Below are 17,468 nucleotides of genomic sequence, written 5' to 3' on the forward strand. Positions count from 1 at the left end.
GAACCCGCATGTCGCATTCGGTCGAACTGATCGACGTTGAACAGGCTTTTGGCGATGTGAAGGCGGTTCACCACTTCTCGGCCCATATCGCCGGGGGGGAATTCTTTTCGATCCTGGGCCCTTCCGGTTGCGGCAAGACGACACTGTTGCGCCTGATCGCGGGCTTTACCGAGCCAACTGCGGGCCGCGTGCTGATCGGCGACAAAGATATGGCCGGCATTCCGGCAGACCGTCGCCCGACCGCGATGATCTTCCAGTCGCTCGCCTTGTTCCCGCTGATGCCGGTCTGGGAAAATATCGCTTTCGGGCTTGAGGCGCGCGGCGTTCCGAAAGCGCAGCGCCGCAAACGCGCGGAAGAATTGCTCGAGCTGATCGCGCTGCCCGGATACGGCGACCGCATGGTGCATGAACTCTCCGGCGGTCAGCGCCAGCGGGTCGCCATCGCCCGCGCGCTGGCGGTAGAGCCGCAGGTCCTCTTGCTGGACGAGCCGCTTTCCGCGCTGGATCTGAAACTGCGCCAGCATATGCGGGCGGAACTGCGCGCCCTGCAAAAACGCACCGGTGTCACCTTTATCTATATCACTCATGACCAGTCCGAAGCGCTGGCCATGTCTGACCGTGTGGCGGTCATGAATGCGGGCGTGTTGCAACAGATTGCCACCCCGCAAGAGCTTTATGCCAATCCCGCCACGCCCTTCACGGCGCGCTTTGTCGGCGAAACCAATGGCATCATCGGCACTGTGCGCGGGCTTGAGGCTGGCCTCGCCACCCTCACCACCGCCGAGGGCCGTTTCACCGGGCGCGCCGGCGCCGGCCTTGAAGATGGCGGGCGCGCCAGCATCTTCATCCGCCCCGAAGCCATGGCGATGAGCCGCATCGCGCTGCCCAACAGTCTGAGTGCGCGCGCCGTTTCGCTGGAATATGAAGGGGCGAGCGCCATGCTGCGCGCCGTCTCGGAACATGGCCAGGAATTGCTGGCCACCGTCCCGAACCGCCAGCTTGGCGAGGCCCCGCAAGCGGGCGAACAGGTCTGGCTGAGCTTCCAGCCCGAAGAGGCACTGATCCTTTCCGAGAAGGGCGCCGCCGCATGACTGAAATGATCAAACGTTTCGGGCCGGGCCTTGGCGGGTTTTTCATCGCCTTGGTCGCGCTCTGGATCATCGGCATGGTGCTGGCGCCCAATCTGATGATGCTGAACTTCTCGCTGAAGCCGATGCTGTTTCCCAATGACATCGGCGGGCCGAAGGATGTTTATACGGTCGACAATTACACCGCGCTGTTTGGCGACAAGGTCCATCGGGCGATCTTTCTGAAAACCGTCTGGGGCTCGGGCCTCGTCATGCTTGCGACGCTGGCGATCACCTATCCGCTGGCCTTCTGGATGGCCAAGGTCGCGACCATCCGCGGCGCACGCGCCATGCTGATTGCGCTGATCATTCCCTTCTGGATCAATGAGGTGCTGCGGACGCTGGCCTGGTTCATCATCCTTTCCTTCAACGGCCCGCTGAACGCTTTCCTTCTCTCGATCGGGCTGATCGACGCGCCGGTGCGCTGGCAGGGCGACTTCGGCGTGCTGGCCGGAATGGTCTATGCCTATATCCTCTTCATGCTCTTCCCGATCTACAATTCGATCTCGACGCTGGAGACGGCACAGCTTGAGGCCGCGAAGAACCTTGGCGCCTCGACCTGGCGGATCCACTGGCGGATCGTAATCCCCCATGCCAAAGCCGGGATCGCGACCGGCTGCGTCTTCACCTTCATGCTGGCGGCCGGGTCTTATGTGGCACCTGCGCTGCTCGGATCGCCGGGCTCGCGCTGGTTCACAGAGATCATCTACAACTGGTTCTTTGAAGGCGGAAACTGGAACCGGGGCGCCGCTTACGCGCTGGTGCTGCTGGTTCTGTGCATGGCCGTGGTGATGGTCACGCTGAAGATCTTCCGTGTTAATCTGGCGGATGTTGCGAAATGACGATGACAAGCCCCGTCACCGCCCGCCCCGCCGCCCGCTCTGTCACGGCCTTCGACCGCCTGTCGCGCGCTTTGCCGAAACTGCTGTTCATCGCCTATCTGACACTGTTTCTGGCCTATCTCTTCCTGCCGCTGATCATTATGTCCGCGGCAACCTTCAACACCTCGAAGTTCCCGACGGTCACGCCCTGGCTTGGCACCACGATGGGCTGGTTTCAGGAGCTGTGGAACGACAAGGCAATGTGGAAGGCGCTGTGGCTTTCCCTCGGGATCGGCCTCGCGGTGGTTGCTTTCGCTTTGCCGGTCGGCACTGCCGCCGCCTTGTTCCTCACCAGCCTCGATGTCCGCGCAAGGGGAATTTTCTACGCGGTCATGGTGTCGCCCCTGCTGACGCCCGGCGTGGCCATCGGGATCGCCACGCTGATCCTGTGGCGCCAGGCCGGGATCGGTGGCGGCACCTTCCTGATCGTGCTGGCCCAGGCGACATTCATCACGGCCTATGTCATGCTGATGGTGGTCGCGCGGCTGCAAAGGTTCGACCGCGCCCAGGAAGAGGCCGCGCTTGGCCTTGGCGCGTCGAAATGGATGATCTTCCGCCGGGTTCTGCTGCCATTCCTGAAACCGGCGCTGATCGCGGCGGCGTTCATCGCCTTCCTGCAATCCTTCGAGAACTACAACACGACACTGTTTGTCCGTGGCACCGACACGCCGCTGACCGTCTATATCGCAACCAAGGTCCGCACCGGGCTGACGCCTGCCGTCAACGCCCTTGCCCTGATCCTGATCGCGCTTACGATTGTCACAGCCCTGGTGATGGAGCTGAACCGCCGTCGCAAAGAAGGCGGGCGCAAAGAAGGCTAAGCCAGCGCGGCGGCAATGCGCTCTGCAAGCCGCCGCGCGACCTGCTCTTTGTGCATCCGGGGCCAGGTCTCGGCGCCCTGATCCGTGATCAGCACCACCGCGTTTTCCGTCCCGCCCATGATCCCGGTGGCGGGCGAGACATCATTCGCCACGATCCAGTCGCAGCCTTTCCTGAGCCGTTTCGCCGTCGCGTGTTGCACCACATCGGTGGTCTCGGCCGCAAAACCGACAATGAGGCGCGGGCGCGGGCTGCCTTTGGACACCCCCGCCAGAATATCCTCATTCTCGGCAAATTGCAGCGCGGGCAGATTCCCGGTGCCATCCTTCTTGATCTTCTGCGCGCCCTGATTGTCCACGCGCCAATCGGCCACCGCCGCCGCCATCACCGCCGCATCCGCCGGGAGCGCAGCCTTCACCGCACGCGCCATCTCTGCCGCCGTCTCGACCGCGACCACATCAACACCCTGCGGCGGCGGCACGCTTGCCGGGCCGGTGACAAAGGTCACCCTCGCCCCCAGATCCCGCAGCGCGCCCGCAATCGCCGTGCCCTGCGCGCCGGAGGACCGGTTCGCAATATAGCGCACCGGGTCAATCGGCTCATGCGTCGGGCCGGAGGTCACCAGCACATGTTTGCCCCGCAAGGGCTTTGGCCCGAAAGCAGCCTCGATCGCCGCAAGGATCACCGCAGGCTCTGCCAGCCGCCCGGCGCCGAACTCGCCGCAGGCCATCTCGCCCTGGTCAGGGCCAACCACCAGCACACCATCCTGTTGCAGGGTCGCGAGGTTGCGCTGCGTCGCCGGGTGGTGCCACATCCGCACATTCATCGCCGGCGCGATCATCACCCGTTTGTCGGTTGCCAGAAGCAGGGTCGAGGCCAGGTCATCCGCCCGGCCCGTCGCCATCTTTGCCATAAGATCAGCGGTCGCCGGCACGACAACCAGCAGATCCGCCGCCCGCGACAGCTGGATATGGCCCATTTCGGCCTCATCCATCAGATCGAACAGCTCCTGGTAATGCCGTTCCCCCGCCAGCGCCGAGAGCGACAGAGGGGTTACGAATTCCGCCCCGGCTTTTGTCAGGACCGGGGTCACCGACGCGCCCGCCTTGCGCAGCAGCCGCACCAGCTCCAGCGCCTTATAGGCCGCGATGCCGCCACCCACGATCAGAAGAATGCGTTTACCGGCAAGCATGACTGGCCCTCCATTGCGAAAGGGAACTTAGGTTGCATGCGGCGGGAACTCAATCGTCACGCCGCTGGCACATCGCGGCGCCTGCGCTATAGTCGCGCCATGACCCTGCTCCCTCCCTTGACCCTGATCACCGGTGGTGCCCGTTCCGGAAAATCCGCCTGTGCCGAGCGCCTTGCCTTCGGGTCGGGGCTGCAGCGGCGCTATATCGCCACAGCCCAGGCCTTTGACGCCGAGATGGCCGAGCGTATCCGCCAGCATCGCGAAGACCGTGGCCCGGACTGGGAGACCTTCGAGACCCCGTTCGACGCCGCCCCTGCCGTCGCCGCCGCGCCCGGGGGCAGTGTGACGCTGTTTGACTGCGCGACGCTCTGGCTGACCAATCATCTTCTGGCGGAGAATGACATTGGCAATGAGACCGAGGTGCTCCTGATCGCACTGGCCGCCGCACGCGGTCCGGTGATCATGGTCACAAATGAGGTCGGTCAGGGCATCGTTCCCGGCGACGCGCTGTCTAGGCGGTTTCGCGATGAACAGGGGCGGCTGAACCAGCGCCTGGCGCAGCAGGCCGGGCTGGTCGTCGCGGTGATGTGCGGCCTGCCACTGGCCCTGAAAGGAACGCTCCCCGAGGTGGCGCGATGAGCCGCTTCTGGCTGGTACGTCATGGCCCGACCCATGCGAAAGCGATGGTGGGCTGGACCGATATTCCCGCCGATCTGTCGGATCATGCGCAGATCGCGCGGCTGAACGCTTATCTGCCGGATGTCCCGGTCGTGTCCTCGGACCTGTCGCGCGCGATCTGCACCGCCGACTGTCTCGCGCCCCGCCTGCGCCTGGCCCATGACCCGGGCCTGCGCGAGATCAATTTCGGCGCCTGGGAGATGAAGACCTATGCCGAGGCCGAAGTCTCAGACCCTGCCCTGATCCGCGCCTTCTGGGACCAGGCTGGTAGCCCACGCGCGCCAGGCGGAGAGAGCTGGGACGATCTGACCGCCCGGATCGGATCTGCGCTGAACCGCCTGGCCGAACAGGCCGATGAGCTGATCATCGTCGCCCATTTCGGCGCGATCCTTGCGGCGGTGCAGCTGGCAGGCGGTCTCACCGCGGCTGAGGTGCTGTCGCATAAAATCGATAACCTCTCGGTAACCTCAATCAGTTTACGCCCGGGCCAGCTGCATCAGATCAATCACATTCCGTGATGGATCCGGCCACAATTCAGCATTTCCCTTCCCGGCCACGCCCCGCCAGTCTGCGCGCCAAAGGAGACCCGGGATGAGTTACGATCTGGTGATCGGCGACCGCGCCTATTCCAGCTGGTCGCTGCGTGGCTGGCTGTTGTTTGAGGCATTTGGAATTCCGGTGCGGTTGCACACGGCCCGGCTCTATTCAGATGAATTGCCGCGCCTGCTTGCCAGTTATGCGCCCTCGCGCACCGCCCCGACCGCACGGATGCCCGAAGGCACCGTGGTCTCGGAAAGCCTCGCCATCGCCGAGGAACTGGCCAGCCGCCACCCAGAGGCCGGCCACTGGCCAAAGGATCCCGCCCATCGCGCCACGGCCCGAATGCTGGCCTCGGAAATGCATGCTGGTTTCGGCGCGCTGCGCGACTATTGCCCGATGAATCTGCGGGTGTCCTACCAGGACGCGCAACCGCCCGAGGCAGTGCTGAAAGACCTCGCACGCCTCGAGGTGATCTGGGATCACGCACGCCGGGTCTCTGGCGGGCGCGGTCCCTGGCTTTTCGGCGACTATTCGGCAGCAGATGTGTTCTTCGCGCCGGTTGCGGCCCGGATCGCGGGCTACAACCTGCCGGTCGGTGCGGCGGCGAGCGCTTATGTGAACGCACATCTCGCGCATCCGTCATTCCGGCGCTGGCGCGCAATGGGGCTGGTGGATGGCGCGGATCAACAGGTTTACCGCCGCGACTGGCCGCGCCGCGACTGGCCCGGCCCGGTGCCGCTGCCCGCGAAGGCCGTCACGGGAACCGAAGCCGAGAACGCGGCCTGCCCCTATTCCGGCAAGCCGGTGACGCATGTTCTGGAACTGGCCGGGCGTCGGCTCGGGTTTTGCAATGCGTTTTGCCGCGACAAGACCGCGGCCGATCCGGAAGCCTGGCCCGCCTTCATGCCGCTGCTCCGGGGTGTTGCGGCGTGAGGGGAGAACGACGTTCCTGAAGGCAATTTCGTTAACCCTTCGCTAACCAGTCTTCGCGCAAGCTGACCCCCTTCGGGCAAGGGGAAGCGCGCATGATCGCCAGCGTCTATAGCGTGGCTTTTGAAGGGGTTGAGGCGCGGCTGGTCGAGGTGCAATGCGCGATCCAGGGCGGGGCCGCGGCTTTCATGCTTGTCGGAATCGCCGACAAGGCGGTCAGCGAATCGCGCGAAAGGGTGCGCAGCGCGCTGCAATCTTTGTCCATCGCGCTGCCCAACCGGCGCATCACCATCAACCTCGCGCCGGCGGATCTGCCGAAAGAGGGCAGCCATTTCGACCTGCCGATTGCGCTGGCGCTGCTTGCCGCCATCGACATCCTGCCCCGCGATGAGGTCGCGCGGGTCCTTGCCCTGGGCGAGCTGTCGCTGGATGGCCGCCTGCTGCCGGTCGCCGGCGCTCTGCCTGCGGCGCTTGCCGCTGCCGAAGAGGAATGCACCCTGCTCTGCCCCAGTGCCTCCGGTGCGGAAGCGGCCTGGGTAGGCGCGACCGAGGTTATCGCCGCTGCGTCACTGGCCGAGGTGGTACGGCATTTCACCGGTCAGGCGGTGCTGGCGCCACCGCGCCCGGGAGAGATCCGGGCTGGCACCGCCGGGCCTGACCTGCGTGAGGTCAGAGGCCAGGAACGCGCCAAGCGTGCGCTTGAAATCGCGGCCGCCGGGCGCCACCACCTCATGATGACCGGCACGCCAGGATCAGGGAAAAGCATGCTCGCCGCGCGTCTCCCCGGGCTTTTGCCCGGGTTGAGCCCGGCCGAGGCACTGGAAACCTCGATGATCCATTCCCTTGCGGGGCTGTTGACCGGCGGTGGCATTTCGCGCAGCCGCCCGTTTCGCACGCCGCATCACACCGCGTCGATGGCGGCGATGTCAGGGGGCGGGCGTGGCGCGAAACCGGGCGAGATCAGTCTTGCGCATAACGGTGTCCTGTTTCTTGATGAATTGCCCGAGTTTTCCCGCCAGGTGCTGGAAGTGCTCCGCCAGCCGATCGAGACCGGCGAAGTGACCGTCGCCCGCGCAAATGCGCATATCCGCTATCCGAGCCGTTTCCAGCTGGTGGCCGCTGCCAATCCCTGCCGCTGCGGCTATCTCACCGACCCGTCCCGCGCCTGCGCAAGGGTGCCGGTTTGCGGGGCGGAATATCTGGGGCGGATCTCCGGCCCGCTGATGGACCGGATCGACCTGCGAATTGAAATACCGCCGGTCGCTTTCACGGATCTTGACCTGCCGGCGAATGGCGAAAGCTCTGCCGTGGTCGCGGCCCGGGTGCAGTCCGCGCGCGATGTCCAGGCCGATCGGCTGGGGGCCGAGGGGCAGACCAATGCCGATCTCGCCGGCGAATCGCTGGAGCGCTTTGCCAGCCCCGATGCCGGGGGCCGCGCGCTGATCGGCCTGCTGGCCGACCGCATGGGATTGTCTGCGCGTGGCTATCACCGCCTGTTGCGGGTCGCCCGATCAATCGCGGATCTCGAAGGCAGCGACGCGCTGCGCCGCAACCATATTGCCGAAGCGGCCTCTTACCGGCTTTCGCCCGGCGCAATCGGATAGGGTCAGCCCGCGCGCTTCGCTTCAATCACCTGCCAGATTTTCTCGGCGGCATTGGTGCCGTCAAAGCGCTCCAGCTCCTGGATGCCGGTGGGCGAGGTCACGTTGATCTCGGTCAGCCAGTCACCGATCACGTCGATACCGACGAAGATCTGGCCATGTTCGCGCAGGGTCGGGCCGATGCGGCGGCAGATCTCGAGATCGCGGTCGCTGAGCCCGATCTTCTCGGGCCGCCCGCCCACATGCATATTTGAACGCGTCTCACCCGCCTGCGGCACCCGGTTGATCGCACCAACCGGTTCACCATCAACCAGAATAACCCGCTTGTCGCCCTTGGCCACGGCGGGGAGGAATTTCTGTACGATCATCGGTTCACGCGACATCGAGGTAAAGAGCTCGTAAAGCGACGAAAGGTTGCGGTCATTCTCATCCAGCCGGAACACACCGGCGCCGCCATTGCCGTAAAGCGGCTTGAGAATGATGTCGCCATGCCGGGCTTTGAAGGCGCGAATCGTTTCAAGGTCGCGGGCAATGGCCGTCGGGGGGTGAGGTCGGGGAACCGCAGCACGAGCAGCTTTTCCGGGAAGTTCCGGACCCAGAACGGATCATTGACCACCAGCGTTTTTGGCTGGATCAGATCGAGCAGATGGGTCGTGGTGATATAACCCATGTCGAAAGGCGGGTCCTGGCGCAGCCAGACGACATCAAAATCGGCAAGATCGACCTCGGTTTCCTCCCCGAAACTGACGTGATTGCCCTTTTCGCGGCGCAGCTCGATCCATTGACCGCGCGCGATGACTCGCCCCTCGACAAAGGCCAGCCGGTCGGGGGTATAGAAAAACAGCCTGTGCCCACGGATCTGGGCTTCCAGCGCGATGCGGAAAGTGGAATCGGCGTCGATATTGACCGACCCGATCGGGTCCATCTGAAGGGCGACCTTGAGTGCCATAACATGCTCCGGCTGTTCTGCCCCTTTGATGACGCAAGGCGGCAGCCGATGCAAACCCGTCTGTGCCTTTTGCCAGGCTTTGGATCAGAGAAAAAAGGCGGCCTCTGCGATGTCGATGCGCCCGAGGCCATCAACCAGCGCCAGATCAAAACGCATATCCACAATTGTCATCGGATCGCGGCCGCCCAGGTGGACTTCCCGGAGATATTCCTCGGCGCAGGCGCCAAGCCGGATCTGCTGCGCGCGCCCGAAATACCCGGCTGCGATATCATGACTGCGCGCGCTTTTGACTTCGACGACAGCGAGATCATCGCCTTTGCCGGCAATAATATCAACCTCGCCAGCCATCCCACGCCAGCGCCTGGCGAGGATCTTATAGCCCTGAGCCTGGTACCTGCGGGCAACCGCCTCTTCAGCCGCGAGGCCGGTCAGATGGCTGCGCAATCCGCGCCTTGCCCGGGCGCAGGGAACAAGTTCATCGTGAACGAAATCGAGGGGCATGGCTGGTCCTGCGTCATTCGGGTTTCTGACTGCGCGCAAGGGCCATCTGATAGACATCTCGCCGCGGCACATTCAGAGTTTGCGCGACAAATGCTGCTGCATCCTTAACGCGCATCGTTGCAAGGGCCTGATCCAGCGCCAAGGCGATGGCGTCAGGTCCGGCCTGTTCGGGCGCGCCGCGATCGACAACCAGCACAATCTCGCCTTTTGGATCCTGATCACCAAGACGTTCCAGCACTTCGGCCAGCGACCCACGCAGGATTTCTTCGTGTCTCTTCGTCAGTTCGCGGCACACGGCAACCGGTCGGTCCGGCCCGCAGATCGCGATCAGCTCCGCAAGCGTCTTACGGATCCGGCGGGGCGATTCGTACAGGACCAGGGTCGCATCCCCGCGCGTGGCCCCGGTGAGAAACCGCTGCCTCTCGCCTGCAGCGGCCGGCGGAAAGCCCGCGAAGAGGAACCGGTCGGTCGGCAACCCGGCCACCGCCAGAGCGGCCAGGAGCGCCGAGGCCCCGGGGGCGGCCAGCACCTTTGCCCCCGCCTCCACCGCCGCCCGCGCCAGGCCAAAGCCCGGATCCGAGATCAGCGGTGTCCCCGCTTCCGAGGCATAGGCCACCGATTTCCCCTCGGCGAGAATCCCGGTGATCCGCGATGCGATGCCTTTCTCGTTATGGTCATGCACCGCGATCAGCGGTCGTCCCTCCAGCGCGATGCCGTGGATCTCCATCAGGTGCCGGAGCGTCCTGGTATCCTCGGCCGCCAGCACATCGGCCCCGGCAAGGATATCCAGCGCCCTGAGCGTGATGTCACGCGCCGCCCCGATCGGAGTGGCGACCATATGCAGACCAGGCTCGACCCGACCGGCGGAGGCCCGCCAGCGGGGAGAATTTTCCGAACTTCCCACCATCTCATTCCTCTGCGCGCGTTTACTTCGATCCCGGAAACAACTAACCTTCGCGCTGTCGTCGCGCCCTTGTTCAGGGCGGTTCCCGCGTGAGGAGACCTGATGTTGTCCGCATTCCCGATGGCCCGCAAGTCCCTGGGCCGGTTCCTTTTTGTCTTCTTCGCGCTCTTTGCTGCCGCCTGCGTTCCGCAAGGCGGTGGCGGCGGCACGCCCGGCAAATCCGACCGTTCAAAGCCGGTACAGGTTGCCTTGCTGGTGCCGGGCGGGTCGGGCCAGGCCAGTGACCAGGTCCTGGCTAACAGCCTGACCAATGCTGCGCGCCTTGCTGCGGCAGATCTTTCGGGCGTCAAAATCGATCTTCGCATCTACCAGACAGGCGGCAACCCGTCGCAGGCTTCTGCCGCCGCGATCCAGGCTGTGGCCGAAGGCGCCGAAATCATCCTTGGCCCGGTCTTCGCGCAGGAAGCCAATGCCGCAGGCGTCGCCATGGCCGGCAAGGGCATCAACGTTCTCGCCTTCTCGAACAATGTCGATATCGCCGGCGGCAATGTCTTTGTGCTGGGCCCGACATTCGACAATGCGGCCCGCCGCATGGCCACTTACGCGGTCAGACAGGGCCGCAACCGCATCATGATCGTGCATGAGAAGAACAGCGCAGGCGAGGCCGGCAAGCGCGCCATTCAGCGCGGGGTCTCGGCCGCAGGCGGCACGGTCGTGGGGGTGTCCGGGTATGATTTCAGCCAGCAAGGCGTATCGGCTGCCGCGCCGGGCATCGTTGCCACCGTGCGCGAGACCGGGGCCTCGGCCCTGTTCCTGACCGCGGATACCGCAGGCGCGCTGCCGCTTTTGAGCCAGCTGCTGCTGGACAATGGCCTTGACCGCAATGCCGCGAAATTCCTTGGCCTGACCCGCTGGGATGTGCCGGCCCAGACCCTCGGTCTGCCGGGGATCCAGGGCGGCTGGTTCACCCTGCCCGACCCCAATCTCTATGCACAGTTCCAGAACCGCTACCAGGCCTCTTACGGCGCAGCGCCGCATCCAATTGCCGGTCTCGCCTATGACGGGATCGCTGCCATCGGCGCGCTGGCGCGGCAGGGCAACGATCTGTCCGCAGGCTCGCTGACGCAGAATGCCGGTTTCGTGGGCGTCTCCGGCATCTTCCGGCTGCGCAGCAATGGCACCAATGAACGCGGCCTCGCCGTCGCCGAAATCCGCAACAATCAGGTGGTCGTGATTGACCCTGCGCCCCGCAGCTTCTCCGGCGCCGGGCTCTGATCCCGCCCCGCGCAAGCGGGCAGGACAGGGCGCCTCTGGAACCGGCCCTGAACCGGACGACAAGGCAGCCGGATTTGTTCCGGCTGTCATTCCGCTTTTGCTGCCCGAAGACGCGATCATCGACACAGAGGCCGTGACGGCCGCGATCATCGCCGATCTTGCGCCCGGGCTTGACGGAAAGGCCTTGCGCGCCGTTGCGGTCGCGCATCTGGCTGCGGCAAAAACCCGCGCCAATGCCGCCCTGGCCGAGGCATTCCGCGACCATCCGGCCGAGGCAAGACCGCTGATCTCGGCCCAGGCATGGCTGACGGATCAGCTGGTGATCATCGCCTTCACCATCGCGCAAAAGCTGCATCCGGTGGCGATCCCGACCGATGCCGAACGGCTCGCGATCCTCGCGGTCGGCGGATATGGGCGCGCCGAGATGGCGCCGCATTCCGATATCGACCTTCTGTTCCTGACCCCGATGAAAACCACGCCATGGGCGGAATGCGTGGTTGAATCAATGCTTTACATGCTCTGGGATCTAAAGCTGAAGGTCGGTCATGCGGTCCGCACCATCCGCGATTGCCTCCGCCTTGCGCGCGAAGACATCACGATCCGCACCGCGATGCTGGAGAAACGCTTTATCACTGGCGATGAGGCCCTGTCGGCAGAGCTGGCCGAAAAGCTCTGGAATGAGGTCTTCCGCAAAACCGGGCCTGAATTCATCGAGGCAAAACTTGCGGAGCGAGCCGAGCGCCACCGCCGCCAGGGCGGCCAGCGCTATGTGCTGGAACCCAATGTCAAAGAGGGCAAGGGGGGGCTGCGCGACCTCCAGACGCTGTACTGGATCGGCAAATATCTGCACAGGGTGCCGAAAGCGGCGGGGCTGGTGAATGCCGGCCTCTTCACCCGCGAGGAATATGAGACCTTCCGCGCCGCTGAGGATTTCCTCTGGGTGGTGCGCAGCCATCTGCATTACATCACCGGCCGTCCGACCGATCAGCTGACCTTCGATCTCCAGCCCGAGGTGGCGTTGCGCATGGGCTATAAGGACGCCCGTGGCCGGCGCGCGGTCGAGATCTTCATGCAGGATTACTTCCGCCATGCCACCCGCGTCGGCGAACTGACCCGCATCTTCCTGACCGGGCTGGAGGCACGGCACGCCAAGCGCGAGGCCTCGCTGATGGGGCTGTTCAAGCTGACCAAACGCGTCCGTCCAGGCTATCGCCTGGTTCAGGGCCGGATCGACGTGGTGAACCCGGCAGAGTTCCTGAAAGACAAACTTAATCTGTTGCGGGTTTTTGAGGAAGGGCTGCGGACCGGCTATCTGCTGCATCCGAATGTCATGCGCCTGGTCACCGCGAACCTCGCGCTGATCGATGACGAGATGCGCGAAGACCCCGAGGCGGCGCGGATCTTCCTCGATCTGTTGCTGAAACATGGCAACCCGGAACGCAGCCTGAGGCGGATGAACGAGTTGGGCGTTCTGGCCGCGTTCATCCCTGAATTCGAGCCCATCGTCGCGATGATGCAGTTCAACGTCTACCATTCCTACACGGTGGATGAACACACGATCCAATGCATCTCGACCCTGGCGCAGATCGAGCGCGAAGAGCTGATCGAAGAGCTGCCGCTGTCATCGGAAATCCTCAAGACCGGCGTGAGCCGCAAGGTGCTTTATGTCGCGCTTTTGCTGCATGATATCGGCAAGGGCCGGCCCGAGGATCATTCGATCCTTGGCGCCCAGATCGCCCGGCGGGTGACGCCGCGTCTTGGGCTGAATGATGAAGAATGCGAGACGGTCGAATGGCTGGTGCGCTGGCACCTCCTGATGTCCGACATGGCGCAGAAACGCGATATCGGCGATCCGCGCACGGTCAGGGATTTTGCCAAAGCGGTAAAGACCCGTAAACGCCTTGACCTGCTCACGGTGCTGACGGTCTGCGATATCCGGGGAGTCGGGCCGAACACCTGGAACAACTGGAAAGCGATGCTGCTGCGTCAGCTCCACCAGGTCACCGCCGAGGCGCTGGAGGCGGGGCTGGAAACCGTCAACCGCGAGAACCGTGCCGATGAGGCGAAGCGGGCCCTGCGTGAGGCCCTGCCCGACTGGGACGCCAAAGACCTGCGCGCCGAGACGCAACGCCATTACCCGCAATACTGGCAGGGGCTTGAAACCTCGACCCAGGCCGTTTTCGCGCGGCTGCTGCTCGGGATCGGCGATGACGAAATCCGGATCGATCTGGAGCCGGATCTTTCGCGCGATGCCACCCGCGCCTGTTTCGCGCTGGCCGATCACCCCGGCATCTTCTCGCGACTTGCAGGCGCACTGGCACTGGTGGGCGCGAATGTGGTCGATGCCCGCACCTATACGTCGAAAGACGGCTATGCCACGGCGGTGTTCTGGGTTCAGGATGCCGAGGGCCACCCCTATGAGATCTCCCGCCTGCCCCGGCTGCGCGGCATGATCGAAAAGACGCTGCGTGGCCAGGTCGTGGCGCGCGAGGCCCTGAAAGATCGCGACAAGGTGAAACGGCGCGAGCGGGAATTCCGCTTTCCGACCCATATCACCATCGATAACGAAGGCTCGGATATCTACACGATCATCGAGGTCGATACCCGCGACCGCCCGGGTCTGCTTTATGACCTGACCAGGACGCTGGCGAATAACAACATCTCGATCGTTTCGGCGGTGATCGCGACTTACGGCGCCCAGGTGGTCGACACATTCTATGTGAAAGACACGTTCGGGCTGAAACTGCACGAAAAACGGCGCCAGGAAGCGCTGGAAAAAAAGCTGCGCCAGGCGATAAGCGATGGTGCGGAACGGGCGCAGGCCCAGGGCTGAACAACACAGATCGCAGACGCGAGGAGCAGATCCCGAAATGAAACCGATCCGGCTGGTGGCGGGCTTCCTCACCGTAGGCTTCTGGACGCTGATTTCACGCGTCGCGGGCCTCGTGCGAGATATGTTCATGGCGGCCTATCTTGGCGACGGGCCGGTCAGCCAAGCGCTGGTCGCGGCGCAATCCTTGCCAAACATGTTCCGCAGGCTCTTTGCCGAGGGCGCCTTCAACATGGCCTTCGTGCCGATGTATGCCAAAAAGCTTGAGGCGGGCGAGGATGCCAATGGCTTTGCCCGCGACGCGTTCTGGAGCCTGGCGGCCTTTCTCGCGGTCTTTTCGGCGGTCTGTATTGTGGCGATGCCGGTGCTGGTCTGGATCCTTGCGGCCGGGTTCGAGGTGGATACCCGCTTTGATCTGGCGATCACCTATGGCCGGATTGCCTTCCCCTATATCCTTTTCATCTCGCTGACCGCGCTTTTGTCCGGCGTGCTGAATTCGATGGGGCGGTTCCTCGCGACCTCGGCCGTCACGGCGCTTTTGTCGCTGACGATGATCGCGGGCATGCTGCTTGCGCGCCGGTTCGGCTGGGATATGGGCGTCACGCTGGCCTGGGCGATTTCGATTTCCGGCGTGTTGCAGCTTGTGGCCGTGTGGCTGGCGCTGAAGCGACTTGGCTTTTCGCTGCCCTTCCAGCTCCCGAAATGGACGCCCGAGCTGAAGCGCCTTGCCATCATCGCCGCGCCCGCGGCGCTGGCGGGGGGCGTGGTGCAGGTCAATCTCGTCGTTGGCCGCCGGGTGGCGAGCTATACCGATGGCGCCATGACCTGGCTTTACAATGCCGACCGGCTTTATCAGCTGCCGCTGGGCGTGGTGGGGATCGCGATTGGCGTCGTCCTGCTGCCGGAACTGGCGCGGCGCCTGCGGGCATCGGATGCCGAGGGCGCGCGGTTCAGTTTCTCGCGCGGCGCGGAATTTGCGCTTTTGCTGACCCTGCCCGCCGCTGTGGCGCTGATCGTGATCGCGCGGCCCATCATCGGCGTGATTTTCGAGCGTGGCGCCTATAGCGCCCATGCCGCCGACAATACCGCGCTGGCACTGGCGATTTACGGCGCGGGCCTGCCGGCCTTCGTGCTGCACAAGGTCCTGCAACCGCAGTTTTACGCCCGCCATGACACCAGGCGCCCGTTCAATTATGCCGTGGTCGCGATGGTGGTGAACCTGGTTGTCGCCGTTGCGCTGATGCCGCTGATCGGCTTTCTCGCGGCGGCGATTGCGACCACGGTTTCGGCCTGGATCATGGTGGTCCAGCTCTGGCTCGGCTCGCGCAGCATGGGGATCTCGGCCACAATGGATGACCGGTTCCGCAAGCGGCTGCCCCGGATCATCCTGTCTTCGCTGCTGATGGGTGCGGTTCTGCTTGGACTGGTCTGGGTCCTGGGTGATGCCGTGACCGAAAAAGGCACCCGGACGCCTTTGCTTCTGGTCCTGGTTCTGGCGGGGATGGCGAGCTATTTCCTTGCCGCCACCCTCACCGGCGCCATGAACCTCGCCGATCTGAAATCCTCGCTCAGACGCGGCAAGCGGGCGTGAACCTCAGCGCGCCACCATGGCGCGCTGATTGATCAGAAGCGATGCGATCACCACCACAACCCCGGCGATCTGCAGCGCCGAGGGCATGATCTGCAACAAGGCCGCATCCAGCACCAGCGCCGTTACCGGCGTCAAAAGGATCAGGGGCATGATCGCGACCGCCCCCACGGCCTCGATCCCCCGGAACCACAACAGGAACGGGATCCCGGTCAGCACGATGGCAAGGATCACAAAGGCCACGATGTTCAGCCCGGTCAGCGGCCCCTGGAAATCGCCGATCAAAAGCGCGACCAGCGTCAGTTCGATACCGCCGATCAGCAACTGCCAGGCGGTGAAAGAGGTGATGCTGATCCCCGGGCTGCCCCAGCGGCTGAGGAGCACACCCCCGAGCGAGATCGACAGCACACAGCCCAGCATCGCGGCGACCCCGATCCCGTCAATCGCCGCGCCGTCCTTCAGCACCACCATCGCCACGCCCGCAAGGCCCAGAAGCACCGCGAAGAATTGCAGCCCTGTTGGCCTTCGGTGCAGGATCGCCCAGGCCATCAACAGCACGAGCACGGGCCCAAGCGCCTGAAACACCGCCGCGACACCACCCTGGAGCCGCATCGCCCCGATGAAAAACAGTCCGAAGAAAAACCCGACATTCAGCGTGCCGAGGACGATCATCCGGCCCCACCAGCCCGCCTTAGGCAATTCACGGCTCAGAAGAAACAGAAAGCCCGCACCGCCCACGGCCCGCACCGCGCCGGCCATTTCCGGATGCGGCGGCAGCCAGCGCCCGGCCAGCATATAGGTAAAGCCCCAGAGAATGGTGCAGATGGCGGCTCCGGTTTTTGGTCCGATCATGGGTCTTTCCTGCGGCGCTTGTGATGCGCCCCTCTGTCACCCATCTCCGCCACAGGCGCAACCGACCGCCGCGCGCAGCCAGAATGCCCGGGCCGCACCAAGCGCGCTCAGCGGTTGCGCAGCCGTGCGCGAACCCGACCCCAGCCGCCGGGGCTGACAAGGAAGGACAGCGCGAAACCGGCGGCGAAACCGGCCACTTCGGCGATCCATTCAAAGCCGCCGCCGAACAGCACGCCGAACAGAAGCTGCACAAACAGAAGCATCCCGATCAGCGTGAAGGCGCGATAGCCATTCGAGCCGGTCCCGATCAGCTGCACCCACAAAAGGAAGGTAAAAGCGCCGATCAGCCCGTAAACCCCGGAATAGGCCCCGATCAGCGGGTAATTGTCATAGGGCACCAGGGCGATAAAGGCGAAAGCCCCGGCCCAGCTTGCCCCGTAGAACACGCCCAGGACAGCCCACCAGCGGAAGACCTCGCCGACCATCTTGCCAAGCGCCAGCAACAGAACCACCGCAAACAGCGCGCTGGTCGTGGTCTGATGCACGAAGGGGAAGGCGACAAAGCGCAGCGCCAGTTCGTCCCAGACCCGGTTGGCCCAGAAATACTCAACGACATTGCGCGCCACCGCGTAATCCATCAGGGCGCTCTGGCGCCAGCCAATGCCGCCCGGCCCTCCGATCACCCCGGCCTCGGCGAGACCCAGCACGATCTCGGCCGCGATCATCGGAAGCGCCAGCACCCAGACGACCCAGGGCAGCTGGTTGATCGGGCTGGCATTCGGATCGGTATCATACATGCGG

15 protein-coding genes and 1 pseudogene are annotated in these 17,468 nt (G+C 64.3%); 10 read left to right on the top strand and 6 right to left on the bottom strand.

The window, feature by feature from the left end:
- Positions 1-8: 8 nt before the first annotated feature.
- Genes QNO18_RS01760 through QNO18_RS01770 form a run of 3 tightly spaced genes read left to right on the top strand, consistent with a single transcriptional unit; the run spans position 9 to position 2,829 of the window.
- A complete protein-coding gene (locus QNO18_RS01760; RefSeq protein WP_283176287.1) occupies positions 9-1,091 on the top strand; it encodes an ABC transporter ATP-binding protein in 1,083 nt (360 codons plus the stop codon).
- Complete coding sequence (locus tag QNO18_RS01765; RefSeq protein WP_283176288.1) at positions 1,088-1,969, top strand: ABC transporter permease; 882 nt, start codon at positions 1,088-1,090, stop codon at positions 1,967-1,969. Before QNO18_RS01760 ends, QNO18_RS01765 begins: the two co-directional genes overlap by 4 nt.
- The gene (locus tag QNO18_RS01770; protein ID WP_283176289.1) at positions 1,966-2,829 is read left to right on the top strand and encodes an ABC transporter permease; all 864 of its coding nucleotides are present in this window, start codon (positions 1,966-1,968) and stop codon (positions 2,827-2,829) included. The genes QNO18_RS01765 and QNO18_RS01770 overlap by 4 nt, the downstream gene beginning before the upstream one ends.
- On the opposite strand, the gene coaBC is transcribed toward QNO18_RS01770, so the two are convergent.
- The gene (gene coaBC / locus QNO18_RS01775; protein WP_283176290.1) at positions 2,826-4,019 is read right to left on the bottom strand and encodes a bifunctional phosphopantothenoylcysteine decarboxylase/phosphopantothenate--cysteine ligase CoaBC; all 1,194 of its coding nucleotides are present in this window, start codon (positions 4,017-4,019) and stop codon (positions 2,826-2,828) included. The two genes, QNO18_RS01770 and coaBC, sit on opposite strands and share 4 nt — an antisense overlap.
- Positions 4,020-4,118: 99 nt before the next feature.
- Here coaBC and cobU point away from each other — a divergent pair, with 99 nt between their 5' ends.
- The 4 genes from cobU (at position 4,119) to QNO18_RS01795 (ending at position 7,771) form a co-directional block, all read left to right on the top strand.
- On the top strand, positions 4,119-4,658 hold the full coding sequence (cobU, locus tag QNO18_RS01780; RefSeq protein ID WP_283176291.1) for a bifunctional adenosylcobinamide kinase/adenosylcobinamide-phosphate guanylyltransferase: 540 nt from the start codon (positions 4,119-4,121) through the stop codon (positions 4,656-4,658).
- Complete coding sequence (locus QNO18_RS01785; protein WP_283176292.1) at positions 4,655-5,215, top strand: histidine phosphatase family protein; 561 nt, start codon at positions 4,655-4,657, stop codon at positions 5,213-5,215. The genes cobU and QNO18_RS01785 overlap by 4 nt, the downstream gene beginning before the upstream one ends.
- Before the next feature lie 73 nt (positions 5,216-5,288).
- A complete protein-coding gene (locus QNO18_RS01790) occupies positions 5,289-6,170 on the top strand; it encodes a glutathione S-transferase (RefSeq protein ID WP_283176293.1) in 882 nt (293 codons plus the stop codon).
- A gap of 92 nt (positions 6,171-6,262) precedes the next feature.
- Positions 6,263-7,771: a YifB family Mg chelatase-like AAA ATPase gene (locus QNO18_RS01795; protein ID WP_283176294.1), complete on the top strand. Its 1,509-nt coding sequence runs from the start codon at positions 6,263-6,265 to the stop codon at positions 7,769-7,771.
- 2 nt (positions 7,772-7,773) lie between these two features.
- Here QNO18_RS01795 and gshB read toward each other — a convergent pair.
- The 3 genes and pseudogenes from gshB to rsmI form a co-directional block, all read right to left on the bottom strand.
- Positions 7,774-8,717 (bottom strand): annotated as a pseudogene (gene gshB / locus QNO18_RS01800) (glutathione synthase).
- A gap of 84 nt (positions 8,718-8,801) precedes the next feature.
- Positions 8,802-9,218 (bottom strand): YraN family protein, encoded by a 417-nt coding sequence (locus QNO18_RS01805; protein WP_283176295.1) that lies wholly within the window; start codon positions 9,216-9,218, stop codon positions 8,802-8,804.
- Between the two features lie 13 nt (positions 9,219-9,231).
- Positions 9,232-10,125, bottom strand: a complete 894-nt coding sequence (gene rsmI, locus QNO18_RS01810) for a 16S rRNA (cytidine(1402)-2'-O)-methyltransferase (protein ID WP_283176296.1) — start codon at positions 10,123-10,125, stop codon at positions 9,232-9,234.
- A gap of 99 nt (positions 10,126-10,224) precedes the next feature.
- Between rsmI and QNO18_RS01815 the strand changes: the two genes are divergently transcribed.
- From QNO18_RS01815 to murJ, 3 genes are all read left to right on the top strand, one after another.
- Positions 10,225-11,397 carry a penicillin-binding protein activator gene (locus QNO18_RS01815; RefSeq protein ID WP_283176297.1) on the top strand — a complete coding sequence of 391 codons (1,173 nt, stop codon included), beginning with the start codon at positions 10,225-10,227 and terminating at the stop codon, positions 11,395-11,397.
- An 88-nt stretch (positions 11,398-11,485) separates the two neighbouring features.
- The gene (locus QNO18_RS01820; protein WP_283178719.1) at positions 11,486-14,230 is read left to right on the top strand and encodes a [protein-PII] uridylyltransferase; all 2,745 of its coding nucleotides are present in this window, start codon (positions 11,486-11,488) and stop codon (positions 14,228-14,230) included.
- A gap of 37 nt (positions 14,231-14,267) precedes the next feature.
- Positions 14,268-15,818: a murein biosynthesis integral membrane protein MurJ gene (murJ, locus tag QNO18_RS01825; RefSeq protein ID WP_283176298.1), complete on the top strand. Its 1,551-nt coding sequence runs from the start codon at positions 14,268-14,270 to the stop codon at positions 15,816-15,818.
- A 3-nt stretch (positions 15,819-15,821) separates the two neighbouring features.
- Here murJ and QNO18_RS01830 read toward each other — a convergent pair whose 3' ends face one another.
- Both QNO18_RS01830 and QNO18_RS01835 read right to left on the bottom strand, forming a co-directional pair.
- The gene (locus QNO18_RS01830; RefSeq protein ID WP_283176299.1) at positions 15,822-16,667 is read right to left on the bottom strand and encodes an EamA family transporter; all 846 of its coding nucleotides are present in this window, start codon (positions 16,665-16,667) and stop codon (positions 15,822-15,824) included.
- A 107-nt stretch (positions 16,668-16,774) separates the two neighbouring features.
- Positions 16,775-17,464 (bottom strand): rhomboid family intramembrane serine protease, encoded by a 690-nt coding sequence (locus QNO18_RS01835; RefSeq protein WP_283176300.1) that lies wholly within the window; start codon positions 17,462-17,464, stop codon positions 16,775-16,777.
- Positions 17,465-17,468 lie beyond the last annotated feature (4 nt).

The organism is Gemmobacter sp. 24YEA27, from assembly GCF_030052995.1.
Classification (GTDB): domain Bacteria; phylum Pseudomonadota; class Alphaproteobacteria; order Rhodobacterales; family Rhodobacteraceae; genus Pseudogemmobacter.

Bases quoted from the DNA above. Each gene is read 5' to 3' on its own strand.
- QNO18_RS01790 (WP_283176293.1), top strand. From the start codon at position 5,289: ATGAGTTACGATCTGGTGATCGGCGACCGCGCCTATTCCAGCTGGTCG.
- QNO18_RS01765 (WP_283176288.1), top strand. From the start codon at position 1,088: ATGACTGAAATGATCAAACGTTTCGGGCCGGGCCTTGGCGGGTTTTTC.
- cobU (WP_283176291.1), top strand. From the start codon at position 4,119: ATGACCCTGCTCCCTCCCTTGACCCTGATCACCGGTGGTGCCCGTTCC.
- QNO18_RS01835 (WP_283176300.1), bottom strand. From the start codon at position 17,464: ATGTATGATACCGATCCGAATGCCAGCCCGATCAACCAGCTGCCCTGG.
- QNO18_RS01815 (WP_283176297.1), top strand. From the start codon at position 10,225: ATGTTGTCCGCATTCCCGATGGCCCGCAAGTCCCTGGGCCGGTTCCTT.
- QNO18_RS01760 (WP_283176287.1), top strand. From the start codon at position 9: ATGTCGCATTCGGTCGAACTGATCGACGTTGAACAGGCTTTTGGCGAT.
- QNO18_RS01770 (WP_283176289.1), top strand. From the start codon at position 1,966: ATGACGATGACAAGCCCCGTCACCGCCCGCCCCGCCGCCCGCTCTGTC.
- QNO18_RS01795 (WP_283176294.1), top strand. From the start codon at position 6,263: ATGATCGCCAGCGTCTATAGCGTGGCTTTTGAAGGGGTTGAGGCGCGG.
- murJ (WP_283176298.1), top strand. From the start codon at position 14,268: ATGAAACCGATCCGGCTGGTGGCGGGCTTCCTCACCGTAGGCTTCTGG.
- rsmI (WP_283176296.1), bottom strand. From the start codon at position 10,125: ATGGTGGGAAGTTCGGAAAATTCTCCCCGCTGGCGGGCCTCCGCCGGT.
- QNO18_RS01785 (WP_283176292.1), top strand. From the start codon at position 4,655: ATGAGCCGCTTCTGGCTGGTACGTCATGGCCCGACCCATGCGAAAGCG.
- QNO18_RS01830 (WP_283176299.1), bottom strand. From the start codon at position 16,667: ATGATCGGACCAAAAACCGGAGCCGCCATCTGCACCATTCTCTGGGGC.
- QNO18_RS01805 (WP_283176295.1), bottom strand. From the start codon at position 9,218: ATGCCCCTCGATTTCGTTCACGATGAACTTGTTCCCTGCGCCCGGGCA.
- coaBC (WP_283176290.1), bottom strand. From the start codon at position 4,019: ATGCTTGCCGGTAAACGCATTCTTCTGATCGTGGGTGGCGGCATCGCG.